At 67.2% G+C, this 18,616-nt stretch carries 15 protein-coding genes and 1 tRNA gene; 4 read left to right on the top strand and 12 right to left on the bottom strand.

Annotated features, from left to right (window positions below; all coding sequences use genetic code 11):
• Positions 1-50 precede the first annotated feature (50 nt).
• The 3 genes from KY496_RS09025 to KY496_RS09015 form a co-directional block, all read right to left on the bottom strand.
• Positions 51-1,943, bottom strand: coding sequence for a S8 family serine peptidase (locus KY496_RS09025; protein ID WP_219864538.1), 1,893 nt, complete (start codon positions 1,941-1,943; stop codon positions 51-53).
• Between the two features lie 24 nt (positions 1,944-1,967).
• On the bottom strand, positions 1,968-2,222 hold the full coding sequence (locus tag KY496_RS09020) for a hypothetical protein (RefSeq protein ID WP_005666724.1): 255 nt from the start codon (positions 2,220-2,222) through the stop codon (positions 1,968-1,970).
• Positions 2,223-2,332: 110 nt separating this feature from the next.
• Positions 2,333-3,244, bottom strand: coding sequence for a hypothetical protein (locus KY496_RS09015; protein WP_005666725.1), 912 nt, complete (start codon positions 3,242-3,244; stop codon positions 2,333-2,335).
• Positions 3,245-3,606: 362 nt separating this feature from the next.
• Between KY496_RS09015 and earP the strand changes: the two genes are divergently transcribed.
• Complete coding sequence (gene earP / locus KY496_RS09010; protein ID WP_219864537.1) at positions 3,607-4,782, top strand: elongation factor P maturation arginine rhamnosyltransferase EarP; 1,176 nt, start codon at positions 3,607-3,609, stop codon at positions 4,780-4,782.
• Positions 4,783-4,889: 107 nt separating this feature from the next.
• On the top strand, positions 4,890-5,465 hold the full coding sequence (locus KY496_RS09005; RefSeq protein ID WP_005666727.1) for an elongation factor P: 576 nt from the start codon (positions 4,890-4,892) through the stop codon (positions 5,463-5,465).
• 85 nt (positions 5,466-5,550) lie between these two features.
• Here KY496_RS09005 and ilvD read toward each other — a convergent pair whose 3' ends face one another.
• A complete protein-coding gene (gene ilvD, locus KY496_RS09000; RefSeq protein WP_219864536.1) occupies positions 5,551-7,413 on the bottom strand; it encodes a dihydroxy-acid dehydratase in 1,863 nt (620 codons plus the stop codon).
• A gap of 185 nt (positions 7,414-7,598) precedes the next feature.
• On the opposite strand from ilvD, the gene KY496_RS08995 reads away from it, so the two are divergent.
• Positions 7,599-9,200, top strand: a complete 1,602-nt coding sequence (locus tag KY496_RS08995; protein ID WP_219864535.1) for an amidase — start codon at positions 7,599-7,601, stop codon at positions 9,198-9,200.
• Positions 9,201-9,203: 3 nt separating this feature from the next.
• On the opposite strand, the gene KY496_RS08990 is transcribed toward KY496_RS08995, so the two are convergent.
• The 7 genes from KY496_RS08990 to KY496_RS08960 form a co-directional block, all read right to left on the bottom strand.
• Positions 9,204-9,704: a TssQ family T6SS-associated lipoprotein gene (locus tag KY496_RS08990; RefSeq protein WP_219864534.1), complete on the bottom strand. Its 501-nt coding sequence runs from the start codon at positions 9,702-9,704 to the stop codon at positions 9,204-9,206.
• A complete protein-coding gene (locus KY496_RS08985; protein ID WP_219864533.1) occupies positions 9,701-10,891 on the bottom strand; it encodes a hypothetical protein in 1,191 nt (396 codons plus the stop codon). Before KY496_RS08985 ends, KY496_RS08990 begins: the two co-directional genes overlap by 4 nt.
• Before the next feature lie 131 nt (positions 10,892-11,022).
• Entirely contained in the window at positions 11,023-12,432 is a 1,410-nt protein-coding gene (gene dbpA / locus KY496_RS08980; RefSeq protein ID WP_219864532.1) for an ATP-dependent RNA helicase DbpA, read from the bottom strand.
• 28 nt (positions 12,433-12,460) lie between these two features.
• Complete coding sequence (locus tag KY496_RS08975; protein WP_219864531.1) at positions 12,461-12,718, bottom strand: hypothetical protein; 258 nt, start codon at positions 12,716-12,718, stop codon at positions 12,461-12,463.
• Between the two features lie 65 nt (positions 12,719-12,783).
• A tRNA-Met gene (locus KY496_RS08970) sits at positions 12,784-12,860 on the bottom strand.
• A gap of 96 nt (positions 12,861-12,956) precedes the next feature.
• Positions 12,957-14,093: a class I SAM-dependent methyltransferase gene (locus KY496_RS08965; protein WP_219864530.1), complete on the bottom strand. Its 1,137-nt coding sequence runs from the start codon at positions 14,091-14,093 to the stop codon at positions 12,957-12,959.
• 1 nt (position 14,094) lies between these two features.
• Positions 14,095-14,304: a hypothetical protein gene (locus KY496_RS08960; protein ID WP_123068002.1), complete on the bottom strand. Its 210-nt coding sequence runs from the start codon at positions 14,302-14,304 to the stop codon at positions 14,095-14,097.
• A gap of 190 nt (positions 14,305-14,494) precedes the next feature.
• Here KY496_RS08960 and KY496_RS08955 point away from each other — a divergent pair, with 190 nt between their 5' ends.
• Complete coding sequence (locus tag KY496_RS08955) at positions 14,495-17,374, top strand: glycosyl hydrolase 115 family protein (protein WP_219864529.1); 2,880 nt, start codon at positions 14,495-14,497, stop codon at positions 17,372-17,374.
• Between the two features lie 78 nt (positions 17,375-17,452).
• On the opposite strand, the gene KY496_RS08950 is transcribed toward KY496_RS08955, so the two are convergent.
• Complete coding sequence (locus tag KY496_RS08950; RefSeq protein WP_219864528.1) at positions 17,453-18,604, bottom strand: endo-1,4-beta-xylanase; 1,152 nt, start codon at positions 18,602-18,604, stop codon at positions 17,453-17,455.
• Positions 18,605-18,616 lie beyond the last annotated feature (12 nt).

The raw sequence follows: 18,616 nt of genomic DNA, 5'->3' as shown, positions 1-18,616 counted from the left end.
GATGCCGTCCCGGGGCCGCCTTCCCGACGGCCCTCAGCGTCTGGGCGGCGTCACCACCCCGCCAGCCGCACTGCCCCGAATGGATATTGCATCGCTCCCGCCTGGCCCGCGGCGCCGAGGCCGGGCGCTCCCAGCCCCAGGCGTGCGCCATCGCCTGGCGGCGCCCCGAACATCCCGGCGGGAATGCCGAAGCCGGCGGCCGCACTCTGCCACGCCATGCCCGGTTGCGCCACAGGCAGGCCCAGCGCCACCAGCGCGTCCGGCAAGCCATAACCTATCCTGGTCGGGTCGCTGAGGGTCACGGGGCGCGCGCTCATCCGCAAGACCTGGAACAGGCGCTCGACCCGTTCTGGCGAGCGCGGCAGCGACATCGACTGGAACTCGGGACGGTGCGCCAGCACCAGGGCGGCAAGGCCGGTGACGTGGGGCGCCGCCATCGAGGTGCCGTCCCAGGCCGCGAAGTTATTGGGGGGAACCGACGACACCACGGCCACGCCTGGCGCGCAGACGTCGACCTGCGGCCCGAAGCAGCTGAACTTGGCCGTAAAGTAACCCTGCATATCGCTGTCCGGGCCGATGGTTTCGGCATGGTAGCTATCGGGCGGGAATTCGCCGATCTTGCCGATCGCCGCCACCGCCAGCACATGCGGCGACGACGCCGGGTACTGGACGGCCGCGGCCGAGTTGCCGGCTGCGGCGATGCAGGCGACGCCGGCCTGCTTGGCGCGCACGATTTGCCGCTCCAGCGCTTCGGACGGCGATCCGCCGCCCAGGCTCATGTTGACGACGTCGATCCCCTGTTCGATGCAGTACTCGAGTGCGTCGATCAACTGGCTGACCTGGCCGCCGGGGAACAGCTTGCAGACGTGGATCTCGGCCTCGGGCGCGAAGCCGCGTATGCCCCAGGCCGGATCGGCGGCGGCGATCACCCCGGCGCAGTGCGAGCCGTGCCCGAGCGTGTCGACGTTCCAGGTGGAGCGGTCGACGTTCTTGTTGACGACGTCGAAGCCGGCATGGATCTGGTTGAGGTTGCCATGCGTGGTGGCGGCGCCGGAGTCGATGACGGCGATCTTGATGCCGCGGCCGCGGAATTGCTGGGGCACCTGGTCGAGACGCATGGCGCGGGCGCCCCAGCCCATGGCGCTCTGCTGCGGCAAGCCCCTCAGCGCCGCCCAATCGGCCAGCGGGCGCAGCATGACGACGTTCGGTTCGTCCAGGCTCAGGTCGGGGTCGCGCTGGTAGAGGCTCCAGTAATCGGTGCGCGGCTTGACGTACAGGCCGCTGATCGTGTGCGCGTCTTCGCCATACAGGCGCAGATGGGCCACCCCGTCGGGGCCGGTTACCGCGGAGCTCGGCAGTGCTCCGCCGAACAGCGAGACTTCGACATCGGGCAGCGGGGCGCCGTCCTTGCCGACCACGGCGAGCAGCAGCTCGGCCTGCGGTCCCTGGTAGGGCGTCAGCGAACTGACGAGGTCGGGGCGGCGCAGCATGGGGTCGAGCAGTTCCAGGTGCTGGTCGCGCTCGACCAGCAGCTGGCCCTGGCCGCGCTGGAGCAGCTCGCCCGCCTTCTGGTCGGTCATGCGCGCCACCACCACGCCGTCGGCCGGTTCGCCCATGGCGGACGGGCCGAAGCCGGCCGGCGCCATGCCGCCGCGGGTGGTGATGGTGTCGACCACGTCGATGTCGGGCAGGGCGTGCAGGGCCTGCTGGACGGCCGACAGGCCCAGCGGCGCGACCCAGCTGCTGGCGCCGAAGGCGCCGGTGAGCGCCGCGCGTGGCGCGACCAGGTATTTTTTCTTGCGCTCGGCGACCGGTCGGCCGCGTGCGATGGCCGAGGCGCCATTGATGGCGCCCGCCGTGGTGCGTTTGGCTCCTGCGCCGTCAGGAGTCGGGTTGGGCGTCTCCTGGTCTTCGCCGGCGGAGCCTTTCGTATGTTTTGGCATGGGATGTCCTTTGCCCGGGGCCGCTCAGTCGGAGAGCGAGAGCGGCTGGTCCGGTTCGATCGTTAACTGGTGGAGAGTCTGTTGCCGCAGCCGTTCGGCGGTCGGCGCGTCGGTCTCGACGACGGCCGTGTGCGGCGGCCCGGAAGAGGGGCCGATAATGTCGACCAATTGCACGCCTGGTTCGGCGCCAAGGGTCGCGAGAAACGTCGCGAGCGCGTTGTCATCGTTGGCGGCGCGCACAATGTAGCGGCCGAGCGTGGGAGGCAGGGATGCCGGCATGGAGAGGCTCCTGAATGCCGGTCTGCCGCTGGCGCATGCCCGCGGCAGACCGGCGCACATCGTTAGGCAATAAGCGTTACGCGTTGCGGATCAAGCGTTCGGCGCCTGGTTTAGTGCACGGTTTGCTGGCCGCCGTAAGGCATCTGCTGGCCGCCATATGGCATTTGCTGGCCACCGAACTGCTGGCCCAGTGGTTGCTGGCCGAACTGCTGCTGGCCGAACTGTTGCTGGCTGTAGGGATCGACCCCGAGCGGCACGTAGCGGCCCAGCTGGCTGGCGACGTTGCCGATCGCGGCCCCCAGGCCCTGGTTGCCGAGCTGCTCGCCGATGAAGCCGCCGACCGGACGAGCGTATTGGGTGATGGCATTGCTGAGCCAGCCTTGCGGGGCGATCTGGCCACCTTGCTGGCCGCCTTGCTGGGCGACTTGCTGTTGCAGCACCGCTTGCTGCTGCTGGACTTGCTGCAGCGTTTGCTGCAGTTGCTGTTGCAGCACTTGCAGCTGCTGCAGCTGGACCAGTGGCGACGACGCTTGCTGGCCTTGTTGCTGACCTTGGGCGTCAGCCCCGAACGGCACATAGCGCCCGAAGCTGGAGCCTTCGCTGATGATGTTCCCCAGGGTGCGGTTGCCGGTCAGGTTGCCGATGAGGGAGCCGGCCGGCTTGCCGATCGTGCTGATCAGGTTGCCGAAGAAGCCGCCTTGCGGGGTCAACTGGCCTTGCTGCTGTTGCATCTGCTGCATCTGCTGCAATTGCTGGAGCTGCTGCAGTTCTTGCAGTTGTTGCGGGTCCAGTTGCGCGCCGAGGCCGCCCGACGGATCGGCCGACAACGGCGAAAAGCGACCCAGGAAGCCGCCGGCCGTCTCGCCGATGCGGCCGCCCAGGCCGGAATTGTTGAACAGGCCGCCGATGCCGCGGCCGATCAGGCCGCCCAGTGGCGCGCCGAACATGCTGCCCAGCGATTGCGGTGCAAACTGCTGTGGTCCGAATTGTTGTGGGTAGCCTGCTTGTTGATACTCGTTCATGGTAACTCCTCCAGGTAGTCGGCCGTATCGCGGCGGGCAGAAAGCGGGTTGGCGCTCGCCACGGTCGGCCGTGTTCACATTGTTCGCGCCACCGCAATACCGATGGAGCGAGGCGAAGGGCAGGAAAGGCTGCCATCGAGGCCGCCTTCCCTGCAGGTAGGCGTTCGACCGGGCGTCGATAGCGAAGTTTTTGCCTCCTGGAGATCGAGGCGCACTTCGGTTTTGGTCATTGCGATAACGCAGACGCGCGCCAGAAACACCCCAGTTTCTTCGCGGATTGCACTGTGCTCATGGATATTTCGTCGGATGGCGTTAGAATGGCGGCCCCTGCCACCGCGGCCTGACGGGCACACTGTTTACCCATGTTCCAGAATTTTTCCGCGCCGTCGCTGGCCATCTTTTGCAAGGTCGTCGACAATTACGGCGACATCGGCATCTGCTGGCGCCTGGCGCGCCAGTTGCGCCACGAGCACGGGGTGGCGGTCACGCTGTGGGTGGACGACCTGGCGAGCTTTCGCCGCATCTGTCCGCAAGTCGATCCGGGCGCCGCGGCGCAGGCGGTGCAGGGCGTCGCCGTACGCCACTGGCGCGGCCAGGACGGCCTGTATGGCGTCGGCGACATCCCCGACGTCGTGATCGAGTTCTTCGGCTGCGAGCTGCCGCCGGCCTGGGTCGAGGCGATGGCGGCGCGCACGCCGCGTCCGGTATGGATCAACTACGAAGGCTTGACGGCCGAGGAGTGGGTCGAGGGCTGCCACCGGCTGCCGTCGATGCATCCACGGCTGAAGCTGACCAAGCACTTCTACTTCCCCGGCTTTAACGAGCGCACCGGCGGCCTGCTGTGCGAGGCCGGCCTCGACGCGCGCCGCCGCGCCTTCCAGCGGGATCCGGCCCAGGCCGCCGCCTTCCTGGCGCGCTTCGGGGTGGGAGCAGGGGAGGCGGCCCGGCGCAAGGTGTCGCTGTTCTGCTATCCCGAGGCGCCGGTGGACGGCTTGTTCGGGGCCTGGCGCGAGGCGGCGCAGCCGACGCTGTGCCTGGTGCCGGAAGGCGTGGCGCGGGCTCAGGTCGAGGCCTTCCTCGGCGGCGCGGCGGTGGCCGGCGCGGGCGCCACCCGCGGCGCCCTGACGGTGAAGGTGCTGCCCTTCGTGCCGCAGGACGACTACGACCTGCTGCTGTGGTCCTGCGACCTGAACTTCGTGCGCGGCGAGGATTCCTGGGTGCGCGCGCAATGGGCGGGGCGCCCCTTCGTCTGGCACATCTACCCGCAGGACGAGCAACTGCACCACAAGAAGCTGCGCGCCTTCTTGCAGGCCTATGCGCAGGCGCTGCCGGTGCTGGACGCTTTCATGCTCGGCTGGAACGGGGCGCGCGAGGTCGTCGACTGGCGGGGCGCCTGGGCCGCGCTGGAAGCCGAGCTGCCGCGTATCGCGCAGCAGGCCGAAGCCTGGCGCGACCAGGTCACCGCCCATGGCGATTTGGCGACGAAGCTGCTCGATTTCGTGCGCGAGCTGGGGCAGGCACCTGAAAACCGAGTATAATGCCCGGTTAGTTTCTAACGGATTCCGACGATCAAACGCAGGTTCCGAGGCGCTCAGTCACCAGCCCGCGATGATTTAATGCAACTATCTTTTTACGTAAAATACCTATGAAACCCGCAAAAGAAATTCGTGTTGGTAACATCATCATGGTTGATGAGAAGCCATTCATCGTGCTGCGTTCCGACGTCAACGGCTCGAGCCGCACCGGCTTCACCTACAAGTGGAAGATGAAGAATCTTCTGACCAACGCTCCGCTGGAAAACGTGTTCCGCGGCGACGACAAGTTCGACGTGGTCGTGCTGGACAAGAAGCCGGTCACCTACTCGTACTTCGCCGACCCGCTGTACGTCTTCATGGACGAAGAGTACAACCAGTACGAAATCGAAGAAGAGAACCTGGGCGACGCGCTGCACTACCTGAAAGACGGTATGGAATGCGAAGCCGTGTTCTACGACGGCAAGGCCATCTCGGTCGAACTGCCGACCATCATCGCACGCCAGATCGTGTACTCGGAGCCAGCCGTCAAGGGCAACACCTCGGGCAACGTCCTGAAGGAAGCCAAGTTGGAGAACGCGATCGAAGCCCACCAGCACACCATCATGGTGCCGCTGTTCGTGAGCCAGGACGACACGATCGAAATCGACACCCGTACCAACGAGTACAAGAAAGTCGTGCGTAACTAAGCACCGGCTGGTCAAGAAAAAACGCTGCCTCGGCAGCGTTTTTTTTCGTCCATGCGGGCCAGCGACGCGCGCTGGCCTGCCGCCCTCAACGCCGCAGCTGCGACAGGTCGCGCACCGCGCCGCGGTCGGCCGAGGTCGTCAGCGCCGCATACGCCTGCAGCGCCTGCGACACGTAGCGCTCGCGGTCGACCGGCTGCCACGCCTCATGGCCGCGCGCTTCCATCGCCGCCCGGCGGTGCGCCAACTCCTCGGCCGTCACGCGCAGGTTGATGGTGCGCGCCGGGATGTCGATGTCGATCAGGTCGCCTTCTTCCACCAGTCCGATGGCGCCGCCTTCCGCTGCCTCCGGCGAGGCGTGGCCGATCACCAGGCCCGACGAGCCGCCCGAGAAGCGGCCGTCGGTGAACAGTGCGCAAGCCTTGCCCAGGCCCTTCGACTTGATGTACGAGGTCGGGTAGAGCATCTCCTGCATGCCCGGCCCGCCTTTCGGGCCTTCGTAGCGGATGATGACGACGTCGCCCGCATGCACGGTGTCGCCCAGGATCGCCTCCACCGCCGCATCCTGGCTCTCGAACACGCGCGCCTTGCCCGAGAACTTCAGGATGCTTTCGTCCACGCCGGCGGTCTTGACGATGCAGCCCTTCTCGGCGATGTTCCCGTACAGGACCGCCAGGCCGCCGTCCTGCGAGTACGCGTGCGCGCGGTCGCGGATGCAGCCGCTGGTGCGGTCCAGGTCGTTCTGTTCGTAGCGTTCCGATTGCGAGAACGCCACCTGGGTCGGCACGCCGCCCGGCGCCGCCCGGAACCAGCGATGCACCTCGGGGTCGTCGCTGCGTTTGATGTCGTATTTCTCGATCGCGGCTTGAATACTCGGGCTGTGCACGGTCGGCAGCGAGGTGTCGAGCAGGCCCGCGCGCGCCAGTTCGCCCAGGATCGCGGTGATGCCGCCGGCGCGGTGCACGTCCTCGATATGGAATTTATCGGTCATCGGCGCCACCTTGCACAGGCAGGGCACCTGGCGCGAGATGCGGTCGATGTCGGCCATCGTGAATTCGACCTGCGCCTCATGCGCGGCGGCCAGCAGGTGCAGCACGGTATTGGTCGAGCCGCCCATCGAGACGTCGAGCGCCATCGCGTTCTCGAACGCGGCCTTGGTGGCGATCGAGCGCGGCAGCACGGAATAATCGTCGCCCTCGTAATGGCGCTTCGCGAGTTCCACGATCAGGCGGCCGGCGCGCAGGAACAGTTCCTTGCGGTCGGCGTGGGTCGCGACGATGGTGCCGTTGCCCGGCAAGGACAGGCCGAGCGCCTCGGTGAGGCAGTTCATCGAGTTGGCGGTGAACATGCCGGAACACGAGCCGCAGGTCGGACAGGCCGAGCGTTCCACTTCCGCCACGTCGGCGTCGGACACGCTGGCATCGCCGGCCTTGATCATGGCGTCGATCAGGTCGAGCTTGATCACCTTGCGCTCGTTGTTGACCACCTTGACTACCTTGCCGGCTTCCATCGGGCCGCCAGAGACGAACACGGTCGGGATGTTCAGGCGCATCGCGGCCATCAGCATGCCCGGTGTGATCTTGTCGCAGTTCGAGATGCACACCATGGCGTCGGCGCAGTGGGCATTGACCATGTACTCGACCGAGTCGGCGATCAGGTCGCGCGAGGGCAGCGAGTACAGCATGCCGCCATGGCCCATGGCGATGCCGTCGTCGACCGCGATGGTGTTGAATTCCTTGGCCACGCCGCCGGATGCCTCGATCTCGCGCGCGACCAGCTGGCCCAGGTCTTTCAGGTGCACGTGGCCGGGCACGAACTGGGTGAAGGAATTGACGACGGCGATGATCGGCTTGTCGAAGTCGCCGTCCTTCATGCCGGTGGCGCGCCACAGCGCGCGGGCTCCGGCCATATTGCGGCCCTGGGTGGTGGTGTGCGAACGATAGGTCGGCATGGATGCTCCTGCAAATGCGAAAAACAATGATGGCATCAGGGTGAAGGCTGGGACTGGATTTGTCCAATATATGATGGTGTCGCCTGTAAGTGGTTCTGCGTATCACACAAGTGCTGCGGCGGAGGCTGTCGTGTTGCTGTGCTTGTGCTGCTATGCTATTGCTTTGTAATATGGAGTGGCGGGGCATGGAGCGCAGGGATTTTGTACGACTGGGTTTGGCGGCCGGTGCGGCCGCGGGAACATCTGGCCTGGCACTGGCCGCGACCGCGCAGAAGCCGTCATCCGCAAGGTTCAAGCCCGACCCGATGCTCGAAGCCGGCGTGCAAGTCCAGCAGCAGGCCATGCGCGCCGGCAAGCTGACGGCGCAGGCACTCGCCACCCGTTACCTGGCCCGCATCGAGGCCGTCGACCGTGCCGGCCCGCGCCTGCGTTCGGTGATCGAGCTGAACCCGGACGCCCTCGAGATCGCCCGCGAGCGCGACCGCGAGCGCAAGGCCGGCAAGCTGCGCGGCCCGCTGCACGGCATCCCGGTGCTCTTGAAGGACAATATCGCCACCGGCGACAAGATGTGCACCACCGCCGGATCGCTGGCGCTGGACGGCGTGCGCGCCGCCCGCGACGCCCACCTGGTCGCGCGGCTGCGCAGCGCCGGCGCCGTCATCCTGGGCAAGACCAATCTGTCGGAATGGGCGAATATGCGCTCGGTGCGCTCGACCAGCGGCTGGAGCGCGCGCGGCGGCCAGACCCGCAACCCGTATGCGCTCGACCGCAACACCAGCGGTTCGAGTTCCGGTTCGGCGGCGGCCATGGCGGCCAGCCTCGCCACGCTGGCGGTGGGCACCGAAACCGACGGCTCGATCGTCTCGCCCAGCTCCAGCTGCGGCATCGTCGGCATCAAGCCGACCCTGGGCCTGGTCAGCCGCGCCGGCATCATCCCGATCGCGCATTCGCAGGACACGGCCGGTCCGATGACGCGCAGCGTGGCCGACGCCGCCTTCCTGCTGGGCGCGCTCGCCGGTCCCGACCCGCAAGACGGCGCGACCGCCAAGGCGCCGCGCGTCAACTACGCGAGCTTCCTGCGCAAGGATGGCCTGCGCGGCAAGCGCCTGGGCGTGGCGCGCGACTTCTTCGGCGCCAATGAAGGGGTGAATGCACTGATCGAGAAAGAGCTGAGCCTGCTGAAAGAGCAGGGCGCGATCCTGGAAGACGTCACGATCCCCAACAGCGACAAGTACGGCGAGACCGAGCTGACGGTGCTGCTGCACGAATTCCGGCCCGACCTCGAGGCCTGGCTGGCGGAATATGCGCCGCACGCGCCGGTCAAGACCATGGCCGACATCATCGACTTCAACGTGCGCAACGCGAAACGGGAGATGCCGTACTTCGGCCAGGAACACCTGATCGCGGCCCAGTCCAAGGGCGGCCTGGACGCGCGCGACTACGTCAAGGCGCTGGCCAACAACCGGCGCTATGCGCGCGACAAGGGACTGGAGCAGGTGCTGCGCGACCGCAAGCTCGACGCCCTGGTGGCGCCGACCGGCGGGCCGGCCTGGCTCACCGACTACATCAACGGCGACCATTACGGCAGCAGTTTTTCGTCGCCGGCGGCGGTGGCCGGCTATCCGCACGTCACGGTGCCGGCCGGCCTGCTGCACGGGCTGCCGGTCGGCCTGTCCTTCGTCGGCAAGGCCTGGAGCGAGCCGGCGCTGATTGCCATGGCCTATGCCTATGAGCAGGCCGGCCGGCGCCGCCGGGCGCCGACCTATGTGGCGCACATCAGGGTCTAGGGTTCAGCGCTTGGCCGCCTGTTTCGCCTGCGCGAATGCCGGTCCCCACTGCGGGTGCCCATGCTCGCCCGGGCCGAGGTCGAACGATGGATCGAGCTGGAAGGCGCGGTCGAAAGTCTGGCGGCACAGCGCCTGGCGGCCCGTCAGGCAATAGCTGAAGGCAGTGTACTTGAGGGCGGCCAGCCGTTCGCGCTGGCCGGCGCCGTTCATGTCGCTGCCGCTCAGGCGCCGGATCGCGCCGTTATAGTCGCCCTTGTCGTAGAGGGCGATGCCTTCGCGCAGCGCGTCGTCGTCGCGTTTCGACGTCGGCGCGGCGGGGCGGTTCGCCGGCTGCGCGCGCTGGGCGCGCTGGGTGCGTGGCTGGGCGCCGTCGGCGCGCGGGTGCGGACGCGCCTTTTCCTGGCCACCGAACATGGGGCCGAACTGGGCGCAGCCCGCCAACGTGGTTGCGGCCAGCGCCAGCGCGGTCAGCGCAGCCGCGCGGCTCATGGTAACGATGCTCACTGTGCAGCCTCCTCGGTGAAATCAAGTTCGATCGTGCCCGCCTGGCCTTCGACCGAGTGCACGGTGACGGTGTGTTCCGGGAAGCTCGGGTTGACGATGCGGATCGTGTGCTCGCCCGGCGGCAGCGTGATGCGCCTGAGCGGCGGGCTGGCGCCGCGCGCGACGCCGTCGACGAGGATCGTGCCCCAGGGCTTGACCGCCAGGGTGTACGTGGTGCCGGCGACGGCCGCCTCGGGCGGCGTGCCCCTGGGCGCCAGCTGGACCGCGGTGGGCGGCACCGCGGCGTCCGGCGCGGGCGGCGGCGCGGCAGGCGCGCCGGAGGCGGTTTCGTCGATCACCGGGCCTTGCAACTGGGCCGCGGGTTCCTGGGGTAGCGCCACCAGCGGCGCCTCGGATGCGTTGTACGGGTCTTCGAGCGCGGGCGGCACGGGCAGGGCCAGCGCATCGCTGGAGTCGGCCTGGCGCAGCAGTGCGAACAGGGCGGCCAGCGCCGCCGCCACGGCCAGCGCGACGATGCCGATCAACAGCCAGCGCCGCGGGCGTTCGGCGGCGGCAGGGGCCGAGGCCGGGTCGGGTGCGGAGCGCGTCTGGGGCACGTGGATTGGTATCGCAGAAGGAACGGTCGCAGGCATTGCAAGCGGATCGACCTGCGGATCGGCAGGCGCCTTCTCGTCGTCGGCAGGCAACGGCGCGGAGTCGTCAAAGGGCGGCGGCGGGGCGAGCACCACGATGCCCAGCAGCTCGCGCATCTGTTCGATGGTATGCGGCCGCAGCGCCGGATTGGGCGCCAGGCAGCGGTCGATGGCCTCGATGAAGGACTCGCTGTAGTCGCCGGGCGCGCGGCCGCGCAGCGGCGTCGTCGGCGCGAGGTCGAGCGTGACCGCGTAGTGCACCACGGCCGCCAGGTCGTGCACGTCGCGCGCCTCGATCCCGGCCAGTGCATCGGGATCCGGCTCTTCGTCCGAGCTGGGCAGCAGCATCGGATCGCCCGAATCGAGGATCAGTACGGTGTCGGGCGTGATCAGGCGGTGCGGCATGCGCATGCCGTATTGCACTTCGAGCGATTGCAGCACCTGGCGCACGATGCGGCGGCACCAGGCTTCGCTGACCATTTCGTGGTTGTGCTCGACGATTTCGCGGACGGTACGGCCGTCGAGCTGTTGTGCTGCGGTGTCGGGACTCATCATGGCATCGTGCCGGACGCTGGAGGGGCGTCCGGTGATTGTTTATTTATTGCAAATAATGCCAGAATTGCGCCGAAAATGGCGCTGTCCCGCTCAACCGTGCGCGGTCGTTGTCACGTGGGCGACGTGGATGCTCAGACTTCGACGAAGCGCATCTTGAACCAGCGGCCCTTGATGGCGCCAAAGCCCGGCCCTGGCGCATCGCCTTGCCCCAGGCGCGCGACCGCGGCCTCGGCCACGGTCCGCTCCAGCGCGATATAGCTGTTGAACTCGCCAATATTGATCTTGCCAACCTGCTCGCGGGTCAGGCCGGCGTCGCCGGTCAGCGCGCCCAGCAGGTCGCCCGGACGCAGCTTGGCCTTCTTGCCGCCGGCCACGCATAGCGTGACCATCGGCGCCGGCGCGGCCGGTTCCTGGTGCTCGCCCAGGGCATCCAGGTTTTCCCAGATCGCTTCCTGGTTCTGGTATTCCTCGACCAGGCGCACCCATTTCTTTTCGTTCGGCGCCACCAGGGTATGTGCCATGCCGCTCGCGCCGGCACGGCCGGTGCGGCCGACGCGGTGCACGTGGACCTCGGGGTCGCGCGAGACGTCGACGTTGATCACGGTGTCGAGGTCGGCGATGTCGAGGCCGCGCGCGGCGACGTCGGTGGCCACCAGCACCGAGCAGCTGCGGTTACTGAACAGCACCAGGATCTCGTCGCGTTCCTGCTGTTCCAGCTCGCCGTACAGCGCCAGCGCCGAAAAGCCCTGCGCCTGCAGGCTGTCGGCCAGTTCGCGGCAGCGCGCCTTGGTATTGCAGAAGGCGAGGGCCGACACAGGGCGATGCGCCTTGAGCAGGCGGCCGACCGCTTCCTCGCGGCCTTCGAAGCCGATCTCGTAGAAGCGCTGGTCGATCGCCTCCAGGCTGTGCTGGCCCTCGACCGTCACTTCGAGCGGGTCGCGGAGAAAACCGGCGGTGGCGAAGCGGATGTCGTCCGGGTAGGTCGCCGAGAACAGCAGGGTCTGGCGGTGGACCGGCGTGGCCGAGACGATGCCCGCGATCTCGTCATAGAAGCCCATGTCGGTCATGCGGTCGGCTTCGTCGAGCACCAGGGTCTGGACCTTCGACAGGTCGAGCGTGGCCCGGCCCAGGTGGTCGCGGATGCGGCCCGGGGTGCCGACCACGATGTGGGCGCCATGCTCGAGCGAAGCGATCTGCGGACGCATCGACACGCCGCCGGTCAGGGTCAGGATCTTGACGTTGCCGACGCCGCGCGCCAGGCGCCGCAATTCGCCGGCGACCTGGTCGGCCAGCTCGCGCGTGGGGCACAGCACCAGGCCCTGCACCGCGAACCACGCCGGATTGAGCTTGTTCAGGATGCCGATGCCGAAGGCCGCGGTCTTGCCGCTGCCGGTCTTGGCCTGGGCGATCAGGTCGCGTCCGGCCAGCACCGACGGCAGGGTCTCGGCCTGCACTTGCGTCATGTGGTGGTAGCCGAGGGTGGCCAGGTTGGCGAGGAAACGCGGTTCGAGGGACAGCGAGGTGAACGAGTCGGATTGCATGGCTAAGCCTCCAGCCGGCAGGGCCGGGCTATTCGGGATCGGGCGCCCAGACCGGCAGGCCGGTCAGGTCGAGTTTGTCGTCGCGCTTCCAGACGGGCAGGCCGGTGGTGTCGGTTTCTTCGAGCAGGTGTAGCTGCTCTTGCTTGAGCGCGATGCGGCGCGGACGAGGGCCGGAGCGCTTGGGCGCCGAGTTCTGTTCGGGATTGGAGCCAGGCAGCGGAACGAGCGGCGCGGCCGGCTCGAAGCCCGGCAGGTCGAACGTTGCGTTGTCTTTCTTGTCTCTCATCCTCTGCCTTTTGTTGCCGCAGAAAACAAAAGCCCGGCTCGTTGAGTCGGGCTTCGTATTGAATTTGGTTGCGGGGACAGGATTTGAACCTGTGACCTTCGGGTTATGAGCCCGACGAGCTGCCAGACTGCTCCACCCCGCGTCTGAGAACGATAGTATAGCGCGTTCAGCGGGTATTTGCAATCGACTGTCGCCCCCGCGAAGGCGGGGGCCCAAGTTGCGATGAGTCGCTACCAGCCTAAGCAGCGCGCAAGCGCCACAGCGAAGTCACTTCCTTCGCGCGCGCCGCATGCAGCGGGTCGTCCGGATCGCTGGCGCGTGGATGGACTGGGCGCGTATCGTGGCGCGCCACGACTTCCAGCCCCGCGTCCGCGATCCAGCCCAGCAGTTGCTCGCGGCTGCGTAAACCCAGGTGTTCGGCGAAATCCGACATGATCAGCCAGCCTTCGCCGCCGGGTTCCAGATGCGCCTTCAATCCACCGAGGAAGCCGCGCAGCATGCGGCTGTCCGGATCGTAGATCGCGTATTCGATCGCCGAACTCGGCTTGCCCGGCAGCCAGGGCGGATTGCAGACCACCAGCGGCGCGCGGCCTTCAGGGAACAGGTCGGCCTGGACCACCTCGACCTGGGCTGCCAGGCCGAGCCGCGCGACGTTCTCGCGCGCGCAGCCGAGCGCCCGCGCATCCATGTCGGTGGCGACCACCCGCATGCCGCGCCGCGCCAGTACGGCGGACAGTACGCCGGTGCCGGCGCCGATGTCGAAGGCGACCTTGGCGCCTGCGGGCAGCGGCGCCTGCGCCACCAGCTCGACGTATTCGCCGCGCACCGGCGAGAACACGCCATACCAGGGGTGGATGCGGTCGTCGAGCGCGGCAATCTCGACGCCCTTGCGGCGCCACTCATGGGCGCCGATCACGCCCAGCAGTTCGCGCAGCGAAGCTATATAAGGTTCGGCGGCCGGGCCATAGGCTTCCAGGCAGGCCAGGCGCGCATCCGGCGCGCGCCGCAGCAGGATGCCGTGGTCGGCCTCGAACGGGATCAATAGCATCGCCAATGTGCGCGCGCGCTGGAGCTGGGTCAGGCGGTGGCGGTGGAAGGCTTCCGTCGGCGTGGCCGGCGCCTTGGGCTTGGCGCGGCGGCTGCGCTCGCCCTTGTGCTCGATGCGGCGCACCAGCGCCTGCAGCAGCTGGCGTGCATTCTGGAAGTCGCCGCGCCAGAGCAGGGCGGTGCCGTCCAGCGCAAGGCGATAGGCGGCGTCGGCGCTCATGGTGTCGTCGGCCAGCACGACCTTCTTCGGCGCGGGCCAGCCGCTCTCCGAGCGCCACAGCGCCGAGCGCGTCGCGCCGCCTTCCTCCCATTCGATGCGCGTCGTCATATCAGTGATGGTGATGCCAGTTGCCGTCGGTCGACTCGATATAGGACTTCACCGCGTCCGGGCTGCCGGTCGCGTGGCGCTTCACCTCGCCGCAGGCGCAGATGCCCTGGTAGGGCTGGATGTGCGAGCAGGCGGACACTTTCTGGAGGAAGACTTTGACCGGCTTGGTGCACTTGGCGCACTTGAAGGTCAGGATGCGGGCGGGCTTCATGGATAACTGTAGGTGTGAATGAAAAGAGCGGCATTTTACACCCGCCGTCCCGTCATCCCGGCTTGGCGACGCAGGAATTGACAAGAAAGAATCGTCAAACCTATACTCGAATGATCGCGCTAACACTAAATGTTATAAATTGTTATTACAGTGCGCGATGCACCATAACAAACAGGAGACAAGGAAGCTCATGACACTGACAATGAAGCTGTTCCGGCGCGCCCTTGCGCCATTGACGGCAGTATGCGCGGTGCTGGCCGCGCCATCGGCCTGGGCGCTGGGCGAGCGCCAGATCGTGCGCTTTGATGTCGGCCCGCAAGCCGTGGTGCTGGCGGACAAAGGCCGCGCCGCGCCCTTGCTGGTCGACCCGAACGACGATGCGGGCGTGCGGCGCGCCGTCGCCGACCTGCAGGGCGATATCGCGCTGGTATCCGGCGCCAAGCCGGTCCTCGCCAACAGCGCCGGCAGCGCGCTAGATAACGTGGTCATCGTCGGCACCCTCGGCCAGAGCGCCCTGGTCGACCGCCTCGCCGCCGAGGGCAAGATCGACGCCGCCGCCATCCGCGGCAAATGGGAGGGCTTCCTGATCCAGGCCGTGGCCAACCCGATGCCGGGCGTGGCGCGCGCGCTGGTGGTGGCCGGCAGCGACCGGCGCGGCGCCATCTTCGGCGTCTATACCTTGTCGGAACAGATCGGCGTCTCTCCCTGGAAGTGGTGGGCCGACGTGGTCCCGGCGCGCCAGGCGACGCTGTCCGTCGCGCTTGATACCAAGGTGAGCGACGCTCCCGTGGTGCAGTACCGCGGCATCTTCCTGAACGACGAAGCGCCCGCGCTGACCAACTGGGCCAAGGAAAAATACGGCGGCTTCAACCACCGCTTCTACGAAAAAGTATTCGAGCTCGTGCTGCGCATGCGCGGCAACTACCTGTGGCCGGCGATGTGGCCGCCCACGGCCTTCTATGCAGACGATCCGGAAAACGGCCGCCTGGCCCACGAGATGGGCATCATCATGGGCACCTCGCACCACGAGCCGATGATGCGCGCGCACGACGAGTGGGCCCGCTTCGGCAAGGGCGCCTGGGACTACAGCAAGAATGCCGCCGGCCTGCAGGAGTTCTGGAAGCAGGGCCTGCGCAACTCGCATGGCCAGGACCGCGTGATCACGCTGGGCATGCGCGGCGACGGCGACGAGCCGATGTCGGAAAGCGACAACGTCGACCTGCTGCAGAAGATCGTGCGCGACCAGCGCGCGATGATCGAGAAGGATACCGGCAAGCCGGCGGGCGAGGTGCCGCAGGTGTGGGCGCTGTACAAGGAAGTGCAGGGCTATTACGAGAAAGGCATGCGCGTGCCGGACGACGTGCTGCTGCTGTGGTGCGACGATAACTGGGCCAATATCCGCCGCCTGCCGACGCCCGAGGAGCGCGCGCGCCCGGGCGGCGCCGGCGTCTACTACCACTTCGACTACGTGGGCGGCCCGCGCTCGTATAAATGGCTGAACGTGACGCCGATCCCGAAGATCTGGGAGCAGATGCACCTGGCCTGGCAGTACGACGCCAAGCGCATGTGGATCGTCAACGTCGGCGACCTGAAACCGATGGAAGTGCCGATCGAGTTCTTCCTGACCTATGCCTGGAACCCGGCGGCCTGGCCGGCAGAACGCCTGCCCGAGTACTTGCGCCTGTGGGCCACGCGCGAGTTCGGCGCCGAGCACGCGGTGGAAATCGCCGACCTCGTCGAGCAGTACACCCGCTTCAATGGCCGCCGCAAGCCCGAGCAGCTCGAACCGAGCACCTACAGCGTACTGAATTATGACGAGGCCGGCCGCATCGCGCGCGACTATGCTGCGCTGGCCGAACGCGCGAGCAAGGTGGCGGCCAAGCTGCGCCCCGAGCTGCGTGACGCCTTCTTCCAGCTGGTGCAGTATCCGGTCGCCGCATCCGCAAATATGAACGAGCTGTACGTGGCGGCAGGCCTCAACCATCACTACGCCACCCAGTTCCGCGCCACCACCAACGACATGGCCGATCGCGTGCAGGCGCTGTACAAGAAGGATACCGAGCTGGCGCAGCAGTACCACGCGCTCGGCGGCGGCAAGTGGAACCACCTGATGTCGCAGACCCGCTTCGGCTACGTCAACTGGGAACAGCCGCGCGCCAACGTGCTGCCGGCGGTGCACCGCATCGACGTGCCGGCCGGCGCCAATATGTCGGTGGCGGTCGAGGGCAGCGCCAAGGCCTGGGGCGCCTACGGTCTGAAGGCGCTGGACTTGCCGACCTTCGATCCCTACGCTAGGAAATCGCATTACTTCGACATCTTTAACCGTGGCAGCGCACCGTTCGAGTACCGCATCGAGTCCAATCAACCCTGGGTGGTGGTGAGCCAGGCGAGCGGCAAGGTGACGGGTGAGCAGCGCGTGACCGTCGACGTGCGCTGGGACAAGGTGCCGGCCAAGCCGCAGCCGGCCATGCTGACGATCACCGGGCCGAACGATACGCGCGTGCTGGTCAATGTGCCGCTACGCCGTGCGGACATCCCGAAAGGCGCCAAGGGTTTTGTCGAGACCGATGGCGTGGTGTCGATCGAGGCCGCCAACTACACCCGTGCGCTGGCGCCCGAGGGCCGCAGCTGGCTCAGGATTCCAGGCCATGGCCGCACCGATTCGGGCGTGACGACTCTGCCGGTGACTGCCGCGGCGCTGGATGTGAAGCAGGGCATGCGCCTGGAGTACGACGTCAACACGGTCAGCAGTGGCAAGGTGAAGTTGCAGGTGACGCTCGCGCCGACCCTCAAGTTCCAGCCGGGCGCCGGTTTCCGCTATGCCGTGTCGATCGACGACGAGGCGCCGCAGATCGTCAATGTGCATGCGGACGAGTCGGAACAGTTCTGGGAAAAGATCGTATCGGATGGGGCGGCGGTGTTCACGACCGAGCACCAGCTGACGAAACCGGGCAAGCATGTACTGAAATTCTGGGCGCTCGATCCGGGCCTGGTGGTGCAGAAGCTGGTGCTCGATGCGGGTGGCTTGAAGCCGAGCTACCTGGGCCCGCAGCAAAGCCCGCGCCTGTAAGCGTCGAGAAGCGTTAACTGAAAAGGGCAGTCCGCATTACGCGGACTGCCCTTTTTTTATAGTGCTGAAGCCGAAGAATCAGGCTTTACGCATCGGCATCGCGCGCAGCGAAGCGGCAATCGCTTCGCGCATCGGCTTGGCGCGCAACTGGCTGTCGTAAGGCGTCGGACGCTGCGCCAGGCCGTCCGGACGCTTCGCGTCGGCCCAGACCTGCAGCCAGTTCACGTGGTCGGCCATGCCCCACAGCAGGAAATCGCGGCAAGTCGGATAGCTCAGGGTCACGTCGAGGTAGTCGCGCGCCAGCGCCGCGGTGGCCGCGTCGCGCTTGGCGAAATCGGCGGGGAAGGCCTTGTCGTTGACGTCGAACTCGGTGATCAGGAGGTCCAGGCCCATGCCGGTGACCTCGTCCAGGAACTTGCGCCATTCGCGCAGGACCGCCGTGTTGGCGGGGCCGGACATCATGTCGCCCGCGCTGACATGGCTTTGCAGGCCCAGGGCGTGGATCGGGGCGCCGCGTTTCTTGAGTTCAGCCAGCAGTTTCAGCACGCCGGCGCGGTGCTTGGCGTCGTCGCCAAGGCCGGGGCCCATGAAGTCGTTGTACACCAGCTGCGCCTTTGGCGCGTGCTCGTGGGCCTGGCGGAAGGCGAATTCGATCTGCTCGACGGCGCCCATGCGCTTGGTGAACACGTTCTGGATCAGGCTGCCGTCCTTGGGCGATACCGCCTCGTTGATGACGTCGTGACTGATCACGTCTTTCAAGTGCGTGCAGACGGTCTTGGCGTGCTCGCGCAGGATTGCTTCGGCGTGGGTGACCGGTTTGGATTTCAGGTCCAGCGCGTTCACCCAGGCGGGCAGCCACTTCGGATCCTGCCAGATCAGGGCATGGCCGCGGATCGCCATGCCTTCCTTGCGCGCCCAGGCGAACATCTCGTCGGCCGGGCCCCATTGGTAGGGGCCCGGTTTCGGTTGCAAGGCCTGCCACTTGGTCTCGTTCTCGGCGACGATCATATTGCACTCGCGCGCCATCAGGGCGCGGTAGGCCGGATCGCGGAAACTCTTGCGGGTGTCCTGGTCTTCCAGCAAGCCGATGGCATTACCGAAGCGCATGCCCTTGGCCTTGGCCAGGTCCTTCAGGGCGGGACCGGCGTCTTGCGCGGCCAGTACGTGGGGGGCGAGCATGGCGCCGGCCGCCGTGCCAAGCAGTTTCAGCGTATCGCGTCGAGATGTCATCGGGTGGTGTCT

The organism is Massilia sp. NP310 (assembly GCF_019443485.1).
Taxonomy (GTDB): Bacteria; Pseudomonadota; Gammaproteobacteria; order Burkholderiales; family Burkholderiaceae_D; genus Telluria; species Telluria timonae.
This window is presented reverse-complemented; position numbering and strand designations above follow the sequence as displayed.

Coding starts and splice junctions, on each gene's coding strand:
- KY496_RS09025 (WP_219864538.1), bottom strand. CDS start 1,943: ATGCCAAAACATACGAAAGGCTCCGCCGGCGAAGACCAGGAGACGCCC.
- ilvD (WP_219864536.1), bottom strand. CDS start 7,413: ATGCCGACCTATCGTTCGCACACCACCACCCAGGGCCGCAATATGGCC.
- KY496_RS08995 (WP_219864535.1), top strand. CDS start 7,599: ATGGAGCGCAGGGATTTTGTACGACTGGGTTTGGCGGCCGGTGCGGCC.
- dbpA (WP_219864532.1), bottom strand. CDS start 12,432: ATGCAATCCGACTCGTTCACCTCGCTGTCCCTCGAACCGCGTTTCCTC.
- KY496_RS08955 (WP_219864529.1), top strand. CDS start 14,495: ATGACACTGACAATGAAGCTGTTCCGGCGCGCCCTTGCGCCATTGACG.
- KY496_RS08975 (WP_219864531.1), bottom strand. CDS start 12,718: ATGAGAGACAAGAAAGACAACGCAACGTTCGACCTGCCGGGCTTCGAG.
- KY496_RS09020 (WP_005666724.1), bottom strand. CDS start 2,222: ATGCCGGCATCCCTGCCTCCCACGCTCGGCCGCTACATTGTGCGCGCC.
- KY496_RS09005 (WP_005666727.1), top strand. CDS start 4,890: ATGAAACCCGCAAAAGAAATTCGTGTTGGTAACATCATCATGGTTGAT.
- KY496_RS09015 (WP_005666725.1), bottom strand. CDS start 3,244: ATGAACGAGTATCAACAAGCAGGCTACCCACAACAATTCGGACCACAG.
- KY496_RS08950 (WP_219864528.1), bottom strand. CDS start 18,604: ATGACATCTCGACGCGATACGCTGAAACTGCTTGGCACGGCGGCCGGC.
- KY496_RS08985 (WP_219864533.1), bottom strand. CDS start 10,891: ATGATGAGTCCCGACACCGCAGCACAACAGCTCGACGGCCGTACCGTC.
- KY496_RS08965 (WP_219864530.1), bottom strand. CDS start 14,093: ATGACGACGCGCATCGAATGGGAGGAAGGCGGCGCGACGCGCTCGGCG.
- KY496_RS08960 (WP_123068002.1), bottom strand. CDS start 14,304: ATGAAGCCCGCCCGCATCCTGACCTTCAAGTGCGCCAAGTGCACCAAG.
- earP (WP_219864537.1), top strand. CDS start 3,607: ATGTTCCAGAATTTTTCCGCGCCGTCGCTGGCCATCTTTTGCAAGGTC.